The 16,762-nt window shown below is 61.7% G+C and carries 18 protein-coding genes and 1 pseudogene; 8 read left to right on the top strand and 11 right to left on the bottom strand.

Features of this window, described 5'->3' with window-relative positions:
- Nucleotides 1-266: 266 nt before the first annotated feature.
- The gene (locus AC6CH8_RS01270; RefSeq protein ID WP_498188379.1) at nt 267-572 is read right to left on the bottom strand and encodes a winged helix-turn-helix domain-containing protein; all 306 of its coding nucleotides are present in this window, start codon (nt 570-572) and stop codon (nt 267-269) included.
- The gene (locus tag AC6CH8_RS01265) at nt 569-1,012 is read right to left on the bottom strand and encodes a hypothetical protein (protein ID WP_498188378.1); all 444 of its coding nucleotides are present in this window, start codon (nt 1,010-1,012) and stop codon (nt 569-571) included. The genes AC6CH8_RS01270 and AC6CH8_RS01265 overlap by 4 nt, the downstream gene beginning before the upstream one ends.
- 185 nt (nt 1,013-1,197) lie before the next feature.
- On the opposite strand from AC6CH8_RS01265, the gene AC6CH8_RS01260 reads away from it, so the two are divergent.
- Complete coding sequence (locus AC6CH8_RS01260) at nt 1,198-2,385, top strand: TerC/Alx family metal homeostasis membrane protein (RefSeq protein WP_498188376.1); 1,188 nt, start codon at nt 1,198-1,200, stop codon at nt 2,383-2,385.
- Nucleotides 2,386-2,398: 13 nt separating this feature from the next.
- Here AC6CH8_RS01260 and AC6CH8_RS01255 read toward each other — a convergent pair whose 3' ends face one another.
- The 3 genes from AC6CH8_RS01255 to AC6CH8_RS01245 are packed head-to-tail and all read right to left on the bottom strand — an operon-like array spanning nt 2,399 to nt 4,912.
- Nucleotides 2,399-3,001: a TetR/AcrR family transcriptional regulator gene (locus AC6CH8_RS01255; RefSeq protein WP_498188374.1), complete on the bottom strand. Its 603-nt coding sequence runs from the start codon at nt 2,999-3,001 to the stop codon at nt 2,399-2,401.
- 28 nt (nt 3,002-3,029) lie between these two features.
- Nucleotides 3,030-3,884: an alpha/beta fold hydrolase gene (locus tag AC6CH8_RS01250; protein ID WP_498188373.1), complete on the bottom strand. Its 855-nt coding sequence runs from the start codon at nt 3,882-3,884 to the stop codon at nt 3,030-3,032.
- Between the two features lie 32 nt (nt 3,885-3,916).
- Entirely contained in the window at nt 3,917-4,912 is a 996-nt protein-coding gene (locus AC6CH8_RS01245) for an NADP-dependent oxidoreductase (protein WP_498188371.1), read from the bottom strand.
- 180 nt (nt 4,913-5,092) lie between these two features.
- On the opposite strand from AC6CH8_RS01245, the gene AC6CH8_RS01240 reads away from it, so the two are divergent.
- Nucleotides 5,093-5,305 (top strand): metallothionein, encoded by a 213-nt coding sequence (locus tag AC6CH8_RS01240; RefSeq protein ID WP_498188369.1) that lies wholly within the window; start codon nt 5,093-5,095, stop codon nt 5,303-5,305.
- A gap of 78 nt (nt 5,306-5,383) precedes the next feature.
- Here the strand turns inward: AC6CH8_RS01240 and AC6CH8_RS01235 are convergent, their stop codons facing one another.
- Nucleotides 5,384-6,748, bottom strand: a complete 1,365-nt coding sequence (locus tag AC6CH8_RS01235; RefSeq protein WP_498188367.1) for an MFS transporter — start codon at nt 6,746-6,748, stop codon at nt 5,384-5,386.
- Nucleotides 6,749-6,805: 57 nt separating this feature from the next.
- Nucleotides 6,806-7,543 carry a GAF and ANTAR domain-containing protein gene (locus tag AC6CH8_RS01230; RefSeq protein ID WP_498188366.1) on the bottom strand — a complete coding sequence of 246 codons (738 nt, stop codon included), beginning with the start codon at nt 7,541-7,543 and terminating at the stop codon, nt 6,806-6,808.
- 268 nt (nt 7,544-7,811) lie between these two features.
- Here AC6CH8_RS01230 and AC6CH8_RS01225 point away from each other — a divergent pair, with 268 nt between their 5' ends.
- Together AC6CH8_RS01225 and AC6CH8_RS01220 are read left to right on the top strand one after the other, a co-directional pair.
- Entirely contained in the window at nt 7,812-8,231 is a 420-nt protein-coding gene (locus tag AC6CH8_RS01225; protein WP_498188365.1) for a hypothetical protein, read from the top strand.
- A gap of 148 nt (nt 8,232-8,379) precedes the next feature.
- Nucleotides 8,380-8,880, top strand: coding sequence for a GNAT family N-acetyltransferase (locus tag AC6CH8_RS01220; RefSeq protein ID WP_498188363.1), 501 nt, complete (start codon nt 8,380-8,382; stop codon nt 8,878-8,880).
- Nucleotides 8,881-8,995: 115 nt separating this feature from the next.
- Here AC6CH8_RS01220 and AC6CH8_RS01215 read toward each other — a convergent pair whose 3' ends face one another.
- Together AC6CH8_RS01215 and AC6CH8_RS01210 are read right to left on the bottom strand one after the other, a co-directional pair.
- Nucleotides 8,996-9,685 (bottom strand): hypothetical protein, encoded by a 690-nt coding sequence (locus AC6CH8_RS01215; RefSeq protein ID WP_091465892.1) that lies wholly within the window; start codon nt 9,683-9,685, stop codon nt 8,996-8,998.
- Nucleotides 9,686-9,740: 55 nt separating this feature from the next.
- Nucleotides 9,741-10,106 carry a hypothetical protein gene (locus tag AC6CH8_RS01210; RefSeq protein ID WP_498188362.1) on the bottom strand — a complete coding sequence of 122 codons (366 nt, stop codon included), beginning with the start codon at nt 10,104-10,106 and terminating at the stop codon, nt 9,741-9,743.
- A gap of 268 nt (nt 10,107-10,374) precedes the next feature.
- Between AC6CH8_RS01210 and AC6CH8_RS01205 the strand changes: the two genes are divergently transcribed.
- The 4 genes and pseudogenes from AC6CH8_RS01205 to AC6CH8_RS01190 all read left to right on the top strand — a co-directional run bounded on the left by AC6CH8_RS01205 (nt 10,375) and on the right by AC6CH8_RS01190 (nt 14,074).
- On the top strand, nt 10,375-10,806 hold the full coding sequence (locus AC6CH8_RS01205) for a VOC family protein (RefSeq protein WP_498188361.1): 432 nt from the start codon (nt 10,375-10,377) through the stop codon (nt 10,804-10,806).
- Nucleotides 10,803-11,297: a DinB family protein gene (locus tag AC6CH8_RS01200; RefSeq protein WP_498188359.1), complete on the top strand. Its 495-nt coding sequence runs from the start codon at nt 10,803-10,805 to the stop codon at nt 11,295-11,297. The genes AC6CH8_RS01205 and AC6CH8_RS01200 overlap by 4 nt, the downstream gene beginning before the upstream one ends.
- A 44-nt stretch (nt 11,298-11,341) precedes the next feature.
- Nucleotides 11,342-13,266: pseudogene (locus AC6CH8_RS01195) on the top strand (HNH endonuclease signature motif containing protein).
- Between the two features lie 55 nt (nt 13,267-13,321).
- Nucleotides 13,322-14,074 carry an ArsR/SmtB family transcription factor gene (locus AC6CH8_RS01190; RefSeq protein ID WP_091467577.1) on the top strand — a complete coding sequence of 251 codons (753 nt, stop codon included), beginning with the start codon at nt 13,322-13,324 and terminating at the stop codon, nt 14,072-14,074.
- An 82-nt stretch (nt 14,075-14,156) separates the two neighbouring features.
- Here the strand turns inward: AC6CH8_RS01190 and AC6CH8_RS01185 are convergent, their stop codons facing one another.
- Nucleotides 14,157-15,149, bottom strand: a complete 993-nt coding sequence (locus tag AC6CH8_RS01185; protein ID WP_498188357.1) for a nucleoside hydrolase — start codon at nt 15,147-15,149, stop codon at nt 14,157-14,159.
- Nucleotides 15,150-15,246: 97 nt separating this feature from the next.
- Complete coding sequence (locus AC6CH8_RS01180; protein WP_498188355.1) at nt 15,247-16,719, bottom strand: MFS transporter; 1,473 nt, start codon at nt 16,717-16,719, stop codon at nt 15,247-15,249.
- Between the last annotated feature and the right edge of the window lie 43 nt (nt 16,720-16,762).

Genomic DNA, 16,762 nt, shown 5'->3' with positions numbered 1-16,762 from the left:
CATCCAGACGTCGTTGACGATGCGGTCCCCTTCAAATAGGCCCCTGTCACTTGACGGTCAGGTCACACGGCACCGCAGTCCTCATCCATCCTGACTAGGTGCAGCACCGGCTCTACCTGACGCTGGCCCGCTCTCGGACCAGAAAGATTCTGAGAAAATCTGGGTCAGTTCAGGGTCCGAAACATTGAGTAACCACCAATCGGTACCGGCATCTTTCGCAACAGCCTGCCCCGACTGCCGTGATTGGCCATCACCACCACAACGCGTCAGCCGCCAGCAATCTCCCGCAGCGTCTGCAAGTGCACCGCCCATACGTCCCGGCCGGCAGCCGTCAGGCTAGCCGACGTTCGGGGCATCTTGCCGGCGAAGCTCTTTTTGATCTTCACGAACTCGGCCTTCTCCAAAATTGAGAGCTGCTTGCTCAACACCGAGTCGCTCACCTGTATGGCGTCTCGCAGGTCCTTGAAGTCCAACGACTCCGCCCCGGAGAGGGCCGCCATGATGGAGAAACGGACTGGCGAGTGGACGAGCTCGTTGAGCTTGTGCCGCGGGTGTTCTGTGGGCGTGCTCATGCGCGCAGCTCACGGAAGGCAGCGGCAAGTCCGATGGCAGCCAGGGCGATAGCGGCCGGGATGTAGAACCAGAGACTACCGTCCGGGAAGAAGTACGCACCGCCAACAAGCGCCACAACGTACAGGGCAAGGTAGGCGATGAGGGACGTGAGGAAGCGTTTGGTGAAGCCGGCTTTCGTTGACCTTTGGAACATGGGCCAGATGCACGCAGTGATCGCACCCCAGGCGCCCACTGAACAGGCCAGAAGGGCCGCCCCGTATCCGGTGTGGGCAACGATGTGCATACCGATCATCAGCAGAGAACCCATGATTGCCAGGCTCGTGAAAGTGACGGCGACGGGCCAAGCTGCAGCGTTGATTGATGTTGCGCCCAACGAATCCGCCTTAGCCAGAAGTTCGCGCGCTTCAGCTGCTGACACGCTGCCTGTGTTCTCGTTCATGATTCCCCCAAATTGTCGCTTCCAATGACCTGACTTTAGGAAAGTACTTTCCAACTTGTCAATTACTTTCCTGACCAGCGCAGTGTCATCCAGTTATCACCCGCCGCAACGAAGCCGGTAAATTTGAGCCCAGAAGTTCTGACCCTCGGTGAGTACCACGCCGCACCTCACGAAAGCAGGATCATATGACCGTCTCTCCCCTCATTTGGGGCATCACCATCGTCGTCATTCTGGCGCTGCTCGCCTTCGACTACTTCTTCCACATCCGGAAGGCGCACGTCCCCACCCTGAAGGAAGCGGCCGTCTGGTCCTCCATCTACGTGGGACTGGCTGTGGTCTTCGGCATCCTGGTGCTGATCTTCGGCGGCGGCCAAATGGGGTCGGAGTACTTCGCCGGCTACATCACGGAGAAGGCCCTCTCAGTGGACAACCTCTTCGTGTTCCTGATCATCATGGCGAGCTTCCGGGTACCGCGTGAGGATCAGCAGAAGGTCCTGCTTTTCGGCATCGTGTTCTCCCTGATCGCCCGGACAGGCTTCATTTTCCTGGGCGCCGCGCTGATCAACTCGTTCGCCTGGGTGTTCTACATCTTCGGTCTGATCCTGCTGCTGACGGCAGGAAACCTGCTCAAGCCCGACGGCCACGGCGACGATCAAGCCAATAACTTCATGATCCGGCTCGCCAAGAGGTTCTTCCACACCACGGACAAGTACGACGGCGACAAGCTCTTCACCGTGGTCAATGGCAAGCGGGCCCTCACCCCCATGCTCCTGGTGATGGTGGCCATCGGCGGCACGGACATCCTCTTCGCCCTCGACTCCATCCCGGCGATCTTCGGCCTCACACAGAACGTCTTCATCGTCTTCACGGCCACCGCGTTCTCGCTAATGGGCCTGCGCCAGCTCTACTTCCTCATCGACGGCCTGCTGGATCGCCTGATCTACCTTTCCTACGGCCTGGCGGCCATCCTCGCGTTCATTGGCGTCAAGCTGATCCTGCACGCCCTGCACGAGAACAACCTGCCGTTTATCAACGACGGCGAGCACGTCAACGTCATCGAAATCACCACCGGCCTCTCCCTGAGTGTCATCGTCGGTACGCTGATCATCACCGTGGTGCTCTCGCTTCTCAGCCCTGCCGGCAAGGCCCAGACAGCTATCAACAACGCCCGCCGGCATGCCGTCAATTACCTCGACCTCGACTACACGGCCGACGCGAACGAGCGCGAGCGTATCTATCGTGCGTTGACCGCAGAGGAAGCGCAGATCGTTCAGATGCCCCTGAAGTACAGGAACAAGGCCAAGGACGTGGAAACGATCCGCGAGCAGGTGGCCGAAGCGCACCGCCAGCACGAGGCCTTCCTCAACCGCTAAAGCCCACTCAAAGTCAGGCGCCCAGGAGCACGCTGATCTGATCCCGGATCTCGTCGCCAACCTGGGCGTCCGTGTGTCCGATGTTGGCTGATGACGTCATGCTGATGAACATGATCGACGAGACGATCCGGGCCAGCTTCTCCGGATCACGGGCCACCAGCTGCTCATCCCGGGAAAAGATCTCTGCAATGGCGGCTTCGGTGCGAATAGTGTGCGACAACGCCTCTGCATGGTGCGGCTCGGAAGGATCGCCGAAGACGATTTCCCTCAGGTAAGTGCGGCCGTTTTCGATCTGAACGCGGTTGCACTCGATGATGGGGCGAATGATGGCCATCACGGCGTCGAGTACCGATTTTTCCGTGGAGGCGGCTTCGATTCCCGAGTCGAGGGCTTGGGCGTATTTCACGTTGTGCACCAGGAGAAGTAGCTCCGCCTTGGTCTTGGCGTACAAGAACAAGGTTCCCGATCCGACGTCGGCCTTCTCAGCCACCTGCTGGGTGGTGACCTCGTCTACTCCGTACTGGGTGAAAAGTTCTCGTGCGGCCGCGGTGATGCGGTCAAGCTTTTCCTGCTTATTCCGCTCACGTCGGCCAAGTGTCTGGGGCGCAGGCTGCATTCAGCTACCGTATCAGCGGCCCGACAAATCAGCGGCCCAGGAATTCGAGGGCTACAGGGACAAACCTGTCATGGAACTGGAAGATGCCACCGTGCCCGGAGTCGGGGTAGATGACCAGCTCGCTGCCGGGAATCCTCCGGTGCATGTCGCTCGACAGAACCGAGGGCACCATGCGGTCGTTGTCACCGTTAGCGATCAGCGTCGGCTGGATGATGACGCCCAGATCGGCCGACGGCGACAGTCCCCACCTGCGGATGGCCTTCAGTTGCGTCTGGAACGCCTGGAGCTTGACGGGTGCCTCGCGATTGGTGGTGCGCTCTTTCAGTCGCTCGATGAAAGCCCGCGCAGCAAGTTTGCCTGCAGAGTTGCGGTTGAAGAACAGGAACTCCTTAGGATCTTGCCGGGTCAAAGTACCCCGGACTATGTCGTAGCACGTGGTTCCGATGATCTTCTGGATTCCTTCTCCACCAGCAGGACCCGTGCCGGCGAGCACAAGTTTGCGGACCAGCCCGGGATGCTTGACCACCAGCGACTGGGCGATCATGCCACCGAGCGAGAAGCCGAAGAGATCCACCTTCGGATAACCAAGGGCTTTGATGAAGGTGGCAGCGTCGTCCGCCATGCCTACGATACTGTCCGGAACACTTCCCGTGGACGCCCCCACACCGCGGTTGCTAAAGGTGATCACGTGATGTTTTTCGGCGATGGGATCGATGATGCGCGGGTCCCAATTGTCCATGTTCCCGGCAAGATGAATGAGGAAAACCACCGGGACACCACCCTTGGTCCCCAATTCGCGGTATGCGTAGCTGACGCCGTTGGCCGTCACTGTTTTCGCGGGCACCTGGAAGTAACTGCTCTGGTTTTGCTGTTCACTGCTCATGGTTTCGGTCCTGACGTTTCGGATGGTTGTGGCTAGATACGGCTGACGACGGTCTTGCCACGGACGCCGCCCTTTTCAAGTGCTGCCAGGACATCGGAGGTCTGATCGCACGGAACCACTCGTCCCACTACCGGCTTGATGTCTCCGGCATCGATGAGTGCCGCAATTTCCCTCAACTGCTTGCCGCTGGCCTGCATGAAGAGGAACTCGTAGGTGACGCCAAGGCGCTTGGCTTTGCGTCGCACACCTGAACTGATCAGGGTCATGACACCCCGCAACAGGGCGTTCGCACCTATTTGGCGAGCGAAGCCTGCGTCCGGAGGCCCGGCAATGCCGATGACTTTTCCGCCGGGCTTCAGGACTGTCAGCGAGCGCTCCTGGTTCTCGCCACCGAGGCTGTCCAGGACAAGGTCGTAGTCGTGAAGGATCTCCGGGAAGTCCTCGGTCCTGTAGTCGATCACCACATCCGCGCCGAGGTCCCGAACAAAGTCCTTGTTCCCGGCACTGACCGTAGTAGCCACCGTGGCCCCGAGGTACTTGGCTAGCTGGATAGCGATGGAGCCCACTCCCCCGGCACCCGCGTGGATGAGCACCTTCTGGCCGGGGCGCACCGAGCCCCGCTCTACCAGCGCCTGCCAGGCGGTCAACGCCACCAGCGGAAGCGACCCGGCCTCTTCCATGCTGATGGTTGCCGGTTTGATAGCCAGGTCTTCCTCGGCTACGGCGATGCGCTCCGCGAACGTGCCGATGCTGTCATTTCCGGGACGGGCAAACACCTCGTCGCCCGGATTGAAGGACCGAACCTTCGCCCCGACCCGCAGAACCACGCCTGCGACATCGTGGCCAAGAACCTGCGGCAATTTGTAAGGGAGGATCTGCTTGAGTTCCCCGAGTCTGATCTTCTCGTCCAACTGGTTCAGGCCGGCAGCTTTCACTTCGACCAGCACGTCGCGGTCTCCGAGCACCGGCTCCGGGACATCAACCTGCTGCAACGGTTCTTTGTACTGAGTAAGGACGAAGGCTTTCACTGAAACTCTCCCTTGACTAATTACTGACTCAACTCAATTATGAGCAGACTCAATTATTTCGTCAAGAGATCGTTTTCGACAGCATCTTGATGAGGAAAAGTAAGCATGCTTATGTTAAGAACATCCCGGCTCCCACCTCCAGCGGGAGCCGGGTCCGCCTCTTCGAAATGGAGCTCCACCATGGCAACGTGCGATACATGTGGCAACGATTACGACAAGACCTTCACCATCACCCAAGGCGAGCGAACCGGCACCTACGACAGCTTCGAATGCGCCATCCACGCCATGGCCCCCAACTGCGGACACTGCGGCTGTCGCATTCTGGGTCACGGTGTGGAAAACGAACGCGGCATGTTCTGCTGCGAGCACTGCGCGCAGCAGACCGGCGCATAGGCCACACCGGAACGTAAGCAACCCGCGCGAGTAAGGTACACGAACGAGTTAGGTACACGAAGGGGCGAGCTCGGGGCGTTATAACGCTGGCTTCCGCCACATCACAGCCAGCAACAACACCACAGCACTGAGGCCAAGCATCACCAGCACCATGATCCCCCAGTTCGCCTGGTTCACGCCCGGGCCATAGAGCACGCCGATCAGTACAGTGGCGGTGATGGCCCCGAGGTAGCGGCAGGTCTGGAAGATCCCGGAGGCCACTCCCCTCTCTCCGGGGCGGGCGGAAACGTAAAGGCCCTGGTTCGACGCCGTGCTGACCACCCCATACGGGACACCCATCAAGGCAGTCAGGACGAAGACCAGCGGCGCCCACAGGGTCATTGTCAGGAACCCGAGTGCGCCGGTCGCGATCGTCAGGATCAACACCCCGGTGATCAGTACGGAACGCACGCCGAAGCGCTCAATGAACCGCACGGTCAGTGGCGTCACCACAACCGACAACGCCGCAAGTGGCAGCATCAGCAGGCCCACCACGCCGGCGTCGTAATTTCCCGCCTCCTGCAGCAATTGCGGAAGTCCGAAAAACGCAAAGTAGTAGACGCCGCTGAACACCACAAACAGCAAGTAGACCAGCAGCAACGGCCGGTTCCGGCCCAGCAAACGGAGGTCCAGGAACGGCGGCTGGAAACGCAGCTCGCGCCAGGCGAACAGCGCGCCGATCACCGTGGCGGCACCCAACAGGTACCAGCGGTAGCCGGGCATCACGTTGAGCAGCGCCATCATGGCCAGCATCAGCGAAGTGACGAACGCGAGGATGCCGGGGATGTCGGAATCGCGGATTAGCTGCCCGAGCTTGCCGGTCTCGCGCCCGGAATCCACCGGTGCCACCTTGTACACCACGATCATCGCCAACAAAGCGATGGGGACATTGATCGCGAACAACGCCTGCCACCCCACCAAACTCACCAAAAGCCCGCCCACCACAGGGCCCACAGCCGCGGCAGATGTGTTCGCCATCTGGATCCGGCCCAATGGCCGCGTGGACGGCAGGTTCATTAGCCGGCTCAACTCGGTGACCATCACGACGGCGGACGGGTACGCCGTCGCGGTCCCTACAGCCATCAGCGCGCGGGCCACGCAGACCAACGCGAAGTTAGGCAGGAACGGTGCGATTGCGCACGTGACCGCCACCAATGCCATGCCGAACATGAACAGGCGGCGCGGACCGAAGCGGTCGGCGAGCCGGCCCATGAGCGGCTGGCCCGCGGCGGACGCGAGATAGAACGAGGTGATCACCCAAGTGACGGTGGCGACGTCGAGCTCGAAATGCTCCCGCAAGACCACCAGCGCCACAGCGATCATGGACGAGTTCAACGGATTCAGCGCCGTCCCGAGGCTCAGCGCAGCAATTGCAAGGCCGGGGCGGGGCTTATTGGCGGTCACCCGTCTAAGTCTGCTCCATGGTTGCCTCGGGTCACGAAACAGGTTCGGTAGGCGGACCTACTCCTCGAAATGCGTGGTGATCTTCCCTGACGAAACGGCCGAGATGATGGACTTCGCCAAGTGCCGCAGCTTGATGTTGCGGTTGCTGGATGCGGTGCGGAGGATGGTGAAGGCCTCGTCCTGACTGCAGTGGTTCTGCGCCATGATGGCCCCGACCGCCAGATCGATCACGGTGCGGGACTGCATGGCCGCTGCGAGATCATTACGAGCATCGCTGAGTTGTGCAATCTTCAGGGCGAGGCGCAACGACTTTGAGGCGTGGGAGGCGAAAACTTCAGCCCGCTCAATGTCGTCGTTGCTGAATGCATCCGGCTGCTCCGAGTACAGGTTCAACGCAGCACGTGTATCGCCTTCCACCAGGAGGGGGACACTCAGAATGGATCGCAAGCCTTGGTGCGACGCGGCCTTCACATACCCTGGCCACCGGTGTTCCCGAAGAAGGTCCGGCACCATCACCGGCGTCAGCTTATCCATGGCCGTGAAACAAGGGCCATCAAAGTCGTTCTGAAGCTCATCCATTGCTCTGGCGCGATCATCGCTGCTGGCCGCGGTGGCCGACTTCTTACGACGCAATACGGTGATGCCACAGAAGACGGGCGCTTCCGGGTGCGAGAGGCTTTCGGCGGAGAAAGCCGCGAGCTCGCCGAGAAAAGCTTCGACGTCTTCGCTGCCCAGGACTAGATCCAAAAAGTATCCATTCTGGAGAGCTTCCTGCTCAGGGCGGGGGTTGACCATGCACGTTCCTACTGACTGAAATGCGTCCCCAGCAGACAGCAAAGGAGCGATAAGGGCCGCCCTCTGCAAAACGGTCTGGCAATACCTTATCGCCCAACGATCACCGGTACAAAGTGCAGCCCCAACCGGCCTTGACCTGCGGATACATGAGTAACAGAGAGGCGTTTGTCAACCTAGGGAAGGGTTTCGTATGCTCGCGGAAGTAAGTAAGCTTACTAATGCAAACCGAGATCCGTGATACGGACTATTCGTGCAAAGGAGTCATCTCATGGGCGTTGAAGACAGCATCCGCAAGGCCACCGAAAACGCGATGGAAGACCTGGCCGGCACCTCCGATCCCGTCAACGACGGGCGCGTCCCCGAGCCGGGCGACAAAGACGACGACGTCCAGGTTCACTCCTCCATCAGCGAAGGCTCCAACGCCATGGATGAGGACCTCTCTCCGAATGACGCCCAGCGGAGCCACACCGGGACAGGTGATGCGCCAAGGCACCGCGACGCCGGCGCGCATGACGGCGGAACGCACGACGCCGGCGCGCACCGGGACGGCCAGGCGGACGCTGACGCTTCTGCCGGCGCAGGCGACGTGTCAGGCCCGGCCGGTCTGCCGAGCGGTGACCCTGATGACCTACGCGCCGACCCCTCAGAAGGCGGCGGCGACCCCTCGACCAGCATGGGCCGGGGCTAATAGGAGGCTCGGGCTAGAGACGGCGTGCCGTCACCACCCACTTTGGATTCTTAGGGGCTCTAATTCAGCCGATTACGGTTGTTTTAGGGCCCTGCCGAGTTCAAAGAAGGTGGTGAAGGTACAGCCCTGCTGCAGCTAGGCTTCGAGGATGCTCCCCCACCCGACAGCCCGCCTCCGCTTTCGCGAGATGACGCTCGCCGATCTCGAGGTAATGAGCTCGATGCTCGGCGATCCCGCAGTAATGAGGTACTACCCAGCGCCCAAAACGCGGAGCGAAGCACTGGCTTGGATCGAGTGGAACCAGACGAATTACGCTCGCGACGGTTTTGGGTTGTGGATCGTCGAAACGCACGACGGCGGGTTCGTCGGCGACTGCGGGCTGACGCGGCAACAAGTCAACGGACGGTCCGAGCTCGAAGTCGGTTACCACGTTCGCCGGGACCTTCAGGGGCACGGTTACGGCACGGAGGCGGCTTTGGCCTGCCTGGAACTTGCTCGGGATGTTCTTAGGGTTGGGCGCCTGGTGGCGATTATCCACCCGGACAACGTAGCCTCGCGTCGGGTGGCTGAGCGGCTGGGAATGCGGCAGCTCGAGGACGATCAGGGCGGGGCGTTGGTGCGGACCGTGATGGGTGTCGAGTTTGGTTAGCTGCTGTGCCGTCCCGATCCACTTTGGATCCCGAGGTATTAGAAAGCACCCTATTTCGGTTGAATGGCTCCCGTTGCGGGTTCAAAGAGGGTCAGGAAGCCACACCACCGGAGCCTCAAGCGAACCGGACGTCCGTGTCGGGGTCCTTGCGGGTGTCCAACATGCTGATGATCTTGCTTTCAAGAGCGGCGACCGTTGCCTCAGGCAGGACGATCAGGCCATCGAGTTCTTTGCGGGCACGTTTGTACGCCGTTTGGCGTTCGGCTGGGGTGGCTGCGGTGTCTTCAGCAATCCGGAGCAGCTTCCTTGCCGTAGCCAATCGCTGCCGTTCCGGGCCGCTGAAGTTGCCGTCCTTGATGCGCCGGGCTTCCCGTTCGGCAACGTCGAAAGCGAGTTCGAAACTGTGGACAGCTGTCCGGTACTCAGCCAACCGGGCCGGCGTCGAAATGTCCTCGGGTGCAGCTGGGCGTAAGCCGTCGGCTTCCTTTTTGGCTCGTAGGAACGCGACCGTAAGGGGTTCGCGGACGTCCGTCATAAGCGGGAAATCAATAAGGTTCCCTACGTCGAGCTCGTACTCCAGCCACCGGTGGTTCACCGAATCATGCGCGGCAATCAGCGAAACAACCTCGGCTTGATTGGCTTCTTCGTGGACCGCCAGTTGGTTCCGTAACTTCAGCAACTCAACCTTGCGCCGGTGGCGCTCCTCGCTGGCCTTCGACCACGACCTTGCCCAGCCACCAGCCATCCCGCCGATAGGAAAAATGAGCCACCAGTAACTGCCAAGGAAGTCGAAGAGGGGTTCCACTGCTCCATCCTCCCACCAGCTTTGACCGGGCCTCAACAAGACCCGGCAAGTCGGCCTAATTGGTGATGTTGAGTGGCTTCGTGGGGAGGACGCAGGATGCCCTCTCGAGTGGAAGCTCGCCCTGGCTTACCCGGTTGTTCTTGCCGGTGTCGTCACACCAATCGACGCCATGGGGCATGGCATTCACAGCCATGACGCCTGGGGCGGAGTTCAAAGGGACTTCCGCGGTGAAGTTGAACCCGCCGGCGTCGGCCATGGGTGCTGTCGTGTTGAGTACCTCGACCCCGACCGCATCAACGAAGACGATACTGATCCGAGCGTCGTCACCGTATTGGGGATCGCACTTGGCATCCAGTGCAGAAACAGTGACTGAATCGCCCGGTTTCGCCGAGGAAGGATTGACGGTATGTTCCGGCGGCAAGCAAGGCGGTGCCCCTCCTACCGAGGCACCGCAACCTGCAGAAGCCAAGCTCACCAACATCGCCACTGATATCGGCAGGGCCGCGCGTTGAAGCCGACTCCGGGTCGGGCGTGCAGAAGAACTCATGCCCCATTGTTGCCGCGAGTGGACAGCCAGCGTTCCTGATTCCCACGAATGACCACCGGATCGTTGCAGAAGCACCTACGCGGGTCTGCCGCCGCGACGATAGTCGGCTACCGCCGTCGTACCTTCCCGCTACGATTCCCGTATGGACCAGCGACTGCATTTCCTCACGTTCGCCACAAAGGACCTCGACGCCGCCCGCGCCTTCTACAAGGACGGGCTCGGCTGGGATCCGGCTATGGATATTCCCGGCGAGATCCTTTTCTTCCAGGTTGCGCCGGGACTAATGCTCGGCCTGTTTGACGCCGAAAAGTTCGATCAGGACCTCGGCACCACTACTCCTACTTCAGGAGTCAGTGGCGTGACGCTCTCACACAACGTCGGCAGCCCGGCTGAGGTGTCCAGCACCATCGACTCCCTGGCGTCGGCCGGGGCAACTGTGGTGAAACCCGCCCAGTCCGGTGCGTTTGGCGGCATCTTCCACGGTCACGTCCAGGACCCGAATGGGATTGTTTGGGAAATCGCGCACAACCCCGGCTGGAGCATTGACGACGACGGCACGGTGGTTTTCGGATGAGTGCCACACCGCAGACCTTGGCTGATGATGTCATCAAATCCGATGCCCGGACGCAGTTCGACGCCTTCCTCGACGAGCACCGTCGAACCCTCAACGAGTGCTTGGATGGACTCACGGAGGAGCAGGCACGCCGATCCTTGGTGTCTTCCCGAACAACACTTCTGGGCTTGGTTAAGCACGTGACGTTCGTGGAGAAAGTCTGGTTCGACGAAGCCATCACCTCTCGGCCGCGGAGCGAGATCGGCATCCCGGCCACACCTGACGAGTCGTTCATTCTGGACGACGAAGACACCATTGCCAGTATTCAGGCAGCGCATCGAGAGGCGTGCGAAACCTCCAGACGGGCGGCCACTCCCCTTGGACTCGATGATCTGGTGCTGGGCAACCGACGCGGTCCGCTGCCCCTCAGGTGGGTTTACCTGCACATGCTCCGCGAACTCGCACAGCACTGTGGTCACGCCGATATCCTGCGCGAACAGATCACCCGGTAACTGCTCGTGCTAATAATGTCAGAGCTCCATGACAGGGTTGGTTTATGGGAGCAATCGGGCAGCGGCGGGCGGGTTCGCCGCGTGCCGATGCCCTGCTGCGTCAGCGGTCCCTGAGGTCCACGAGTGTCCCTGTCCGGACGGCCACGTTAAGGGGTTCGACGGCGGCCGACACTTTCGCGGGTAGCCCTCGAGGCGCTGGGCTGCTTCCCGGATTGGAGTCTTTGAGCGGCTTACCGGATTTCAGCACCGGTGACGGCGTGAACTCCTTGGACGCTGCGCCTGGTTTGCCAGTAGTCTTGGCGGCCGACATCAAGCGCAGAGCAAGTCTGATCGAAGCCAGCCGGCCTTCACCCAGTGCTGTGGGCCAGCCGCTTGAGCAGGCGAGCGAAGCCCTGGGGTTGCTTCGTGAATCCGTAGTCCATGAGGCGCGGTTGTTTGGTTTTGTTGAGGCTGCCGATTTCGCGGGTAGGGTCGAGGAGATCTCCCGGTCGTTGGAGTACTTGCAGGTCGTCGCGGCGCAGGCGGTGGAACGGACCCGGAAGGAAGGACAGCAAGCGTCGCCGGGGTCGTCAGCTGGCGCGCCAGAGTGGCGGACAGGGTGGACTGAACCAGAGCCAGGATCCGATGTGGCGCCGGTTTCCGTTGGTGAAGCACGCTCCATAAGCGCAGGAGCTTCCGTGCGCGGGGCAGATTCCGTGACCGGTATGGAGTCAGCAACTCTGGCCGGTTCCGTCGTCGGCGCGGGTTCCGGAGGACGGGCCGCCGATTCAACAGTGAGCCCTTTGGATGACGGATACCGGACTGCGGCCGAGTTCCTTCGGGCCCGGCTGCGGATCAGCATCGGTGAAGCCCGCCGCAGGCTCGCCCTCGCGGCCGATGTCCTCCCCCAGACGGGAATCGCAGGGCAACAAATCCCGGCCCGACGCGAAGTCCTGGCCGACGCCCTGGCCTCAGCCCTGGTACCGTCCCGTTCGGCGACGATCATCAGCACCGCCCTGGACACCGTCCGGCAACTCACCGATGAGGACACCATCACCCGGATGGAACACGCCCTCACCACCACCGCGATGGAATCCGACCCGGACTTTGTCACCAAAATGACCAAACGCTGGACCGACAGGATCGACCAGGACGGTACCGAACCATCCGAAGAAGTCCTCCGCCAACTCCAAGGCGCGTTCCTCCGCCGCCGACGCCGCCACGGACTCCACCACCTCGAAATCTTCGCCACCGCCGAACAATACGAAACCCTCACCACCGCCATGAACACCGCCACCAACCCACGACTCACCACCGGCAACCATCCCACCGGCACCAAGCCCACCGGCCCGGACCTGGACCGCCGCAGCCGGGCCCAGAAACTCCTCAACGGCCTCGTCGGAGCCTGCGCCCTCGCCATGACCACCGGGAAACTGCCCTCCAACGGCGGACTCCGACCCCAACTCACCGTCACCATCGACCACCGCGACCTCTTCGAACAACTCACCCACAACTCACGACCTAGCGACCACGGCAACACCGGAGCGGCCCTGAATCCGCTCAGCACCGGCACAGCAACCTTCACCGGCCCCATTCACCCGACACCATCCGCAAAATCGCCTGCGACGCCGACATCATCCCCGTCCTGCTCGGCAGCGACTCCCGCGTCCTGGACATCGGCCGCACCACCCGGATCTTCCCACCCCACATCCGCAAAGCCATCACCGCCCGCGACGGCGGCTGCGCCTTCCCCGACTGCACCATCCCAGCACCCTGGTGCGAAGCCCACCACACCACCTACTGGTCCCGCGGCGGCACCACATCAACCAACAACGGCACCCTGCTCTGCAGCCACCACCACCACCTCATCCACAAAGAACAATGGCGCATCGACATCACCACCGGAGTCCCCTGGTTCATCCCCCCACCCCACCTCGACCCCCAACAAACACCACGACGCAACCACCACCACACACCCCAGAGAACATAAAAGCCCAACAGAAAATCCATTGACATGTGACCAATTGGTCACCTATTCTGAGCCCATGGACGTAGTGTTCAAGGCCCTGGCAGACCCGACCCGCAGGGAACTGCTGGATGAGCTGTTCCGCGAGGACGGTCAGTCTGCCTCCGCCTTGGGGGCACGGTTCGAGATGACCCGCTTCGGTATCGCCAAGCACCTCAAGCTGTTGGAGGATGCGGGCTTGGTGGTCACCCGCCGTCGGGGGCGCGAAAAGCTGCACTTCCTGAATCCAGTTCCCATCCGACTCATTCACGATCGATGGGTGAGCAAATACGCAGAACCATGGGCCGCTGCCCTCAGCGACCTCAAATCCAGATTGGAAAGTCCCATGGAAAAGATCTTCGAAATTTACATCAAGACCACCCCGGAGCGGCTCTGGGAAGCCATAACCAACAGCGAGATCCGCAGCAAATACCAGTTCGGAAACACCTTCACCTCGGACTGGACCCCGGGCAGCCGCTTCGAGATGCACAACGTCAAGGCGGACGCGCCACTCGGCGAGGGCGAAAACATCGAAGTGGATCCCCCACGTCGGCTCGTCCAAACCATGCGTGCGCTCTGGGGCGAGGATGTGAAGGCCGAGGGAACGTCGCGGATCACCTGGGAAATTGAGCCCGTCGGCGACTCATGCCACCTCACTGTGACGCACGATCAGCTCCGCGAAGGCGCGAACGACCAACTGTACGGCGGCTGGCCCATGATCCTCTCGGGCCTCAAAACCTGGCTGGAAACCGGCGAAACCCTCACCACGCCCGGCTCGCTCATGTACGCGTAGTCGCCAGAGGACTACAGCTTAAAGAGGGCGACGACGGCGGGCCGCTGCCGCCGTCGTCGCCGATACCTCAGTCTTCCGCCAGTCAGGCGACCGGTGCCACCGCTTGTGCCTCAGTAAGCCAGGCCGCCTGCATGGTACCCAGCAGGTGTGGCGCGAAGTCCTCGCCGATTTCCAGCACCACTCGGCAACGTGCGCCGCGCTGCGCCGGGAATCCCGCGTACTGGCCACGGAGATCGCAGACCGTCTGGCCGCGGCCGGGTCCGTCGGTGGTATCTACCTGGACCCGGACGGTCGGTGCCAGTGCGAGTTCCACACCCCTAACAGCGATGGCCGCAGCAAGGGGATCGTGCATCGCCGAGCAAGCCCGGCCGAAGATGTCGACGTAGAAGCCGAAGTAGTAACCAAGCATTTCGCCCAGTGCCTGCGAGACCGGGTGCTCGGTGGCGAGCAGTTCCTGGCGGTGGTTTTCCTCCAGGACGTTAGTCATGGTGACATCCAACGGCACCAGCGTCACGTTCCAGTCGGCGGCCAGGACTTCGGCGGCAGCCTCAGGATCGTTGGCGATGTTGGCCTCGGCAACAGGCGTGATGTTTCCCGGGGCCAACGCTGCGCCGCCCATGATGGTGACCTCGGCGATCAGCTCGGGCAGTTTCGGTTCCAGGCGCAGGGCTTCGGCGATGTTGGTCAACGGGCCAATGGCCACAAGGCGAAGCTCCCCCGCATATTTGTGCGCCAATTGAACCAGCAGCTCCGCGGCCGTGGCCTTGACGGGCTCACGGTCCGACGGGGCCAGATCTACCCCGCCGATGCCGTTATCACCGTGGACGTGCGGAGCGCCGCCGTGAAAAGTGCCAACCTGCGGATCGTGGGCGCCGATAGCCACGGGAATGTCCGGGTGGCCGGCCAAGTTCAGCAGGTCCAGCGTATTCCGTGCCCCGCCTGCCGCACTGACGTTGCCGCTCACGGTGCCAATGCCCACGAGGTCCGCCCGAGGGGAGGCGAGGAGGTAGGCCAAGGCGAGGGCGTCGTCGATGCCGGTATCGCAGTCAAGGAAGAAGGGGGCGGGCTGGGTCATTTTGGTCTCTCGTTTCAGGTGAAGCGGACTGCTTGTTGTGCGGAGTGGGCTGAAGCTGCGGTGAGTTGCACGCGCAGCCGCGTGCCGGCGTCGTGCGTTAGATCTTTTCGCCCTTGGGGGCCGCGATGAACAGGCTGACTATGAAGGCAAGCGCCGTGATGGACACCGAAATCCAGAGGGCCGCAGAGTATCCGGCTGCGGTGCCCTGACCTGCGAACGGTGCAACGACCACAACGCCAAGGCTCGCCCCGATGCCGAAGGAAGCACCGTTGATGCCCGGCAGCGCGGCCCGCGCTTCCTTTGGCGAGAGCAGCACGGACAGGCCGTTGATGGCGGTGAGGAAGAAGCCGTTGTAGAAGATGCCCAGAGCGGCGATGGCGATGAGCACTGCTACCTGGTTGTGGGCGAATAGCGCCGCGATGATTGCGCAGGCCAGGCTGGTTGCCGTGCCGACGCGGACGGTCTTGATCCAGCCGCGGCGGTCGGCGATCCACCCGGCGAGCGGAGCCGCGAACACTCCAATGAGTGCTGCGGGTGTGAGGAACAGCAAGGCAGCGACCGAAGCCGACAATCCGAAGCCGTTTTCCTTGTCCTGGCTCAGCAACACCACAGTGAAGTTGATGATGGCGAAGATGCCCGCGAGCGTCAGTACGGTGGTGGCGATGACGGGCCACACCTGACGTGAACGGAGGTGGTGAACGGCCACAAGAGGGGTTTCGCGCTTCTTCTCGATGAGCCAGAAGGCCGTGAAGGACGCGATGCTGCCGGCAAGCAGGGCAAGGGCTGCCGGTGAGGTCCAACCCGCCGAAGAGCCCGTGGACACGAAATAGGTGATGAACACCAGGAACACGGACAGCGAACCTGCGCCCCACCAGTCCATCCGGCCGGGAGCAACGGCGGACCTGCCACTCGGGACCACTTTAATGACACACACGACGGCGATCGCGGCCAGTACCAGGACTGCGACGAAGATCGACTGGAAGCCAAGGGTCTCAGCCATGAGCCCTCCGAAGTAGCCATCCACGCCGCCAACCCCACCGTTGATGGCAGCGATGATGCCTATGGATGTTCCGAAGAGTCGGACAGGCAGGTACTCGTTCAGGACGATGTAGGAGAGCGCAAAGATGGCACTGGAAACACCCTGCATGAAGCGGCCGGTGACCAGCAACGGCAGGGTGGGTGCGAAGATACACAGCACGGTTCCCGCGCCCATGATGGCCAGCACCAGCAGGAGTGCATTACGGCGTCCGATGAAATCGCTCCAGCGGCCAATCACGGGTCCAGCGATGGCGCCGGCGAGGAAGAACATCGACTGCACTTGGGCCACGGCTTCGGGAGTTTCGCCGAAGAAGGAGCCGATGTGTGGCAGTGCCGGGGTGATCATGCTGGCGTTGAGCTGGAATGCCAGCACCGCCAGGACCAGCGTAGTGATGAGCAGCGCGGCTGCCTTGCCGTGAAAGCGGCCTTCGTCTGCGGCTGCTTCAGTTGATGTCACCTGTGATGGAGACTGCCGGTCAACAGGCTGGGGATCTACAGACTGCGGGTCAACCGCGGTATTGGGGATGTTCACATCAAACTCCTTTGTCCGAGGGCGCGGGCGGCGCCACAAGATG

It is taken from the genome of Paenarthrobacter sp. GQ52, assembly GCF_059759005.1.
This window is presented reverse-complemented; position numbering and strand designations above follow the sequence as displayed.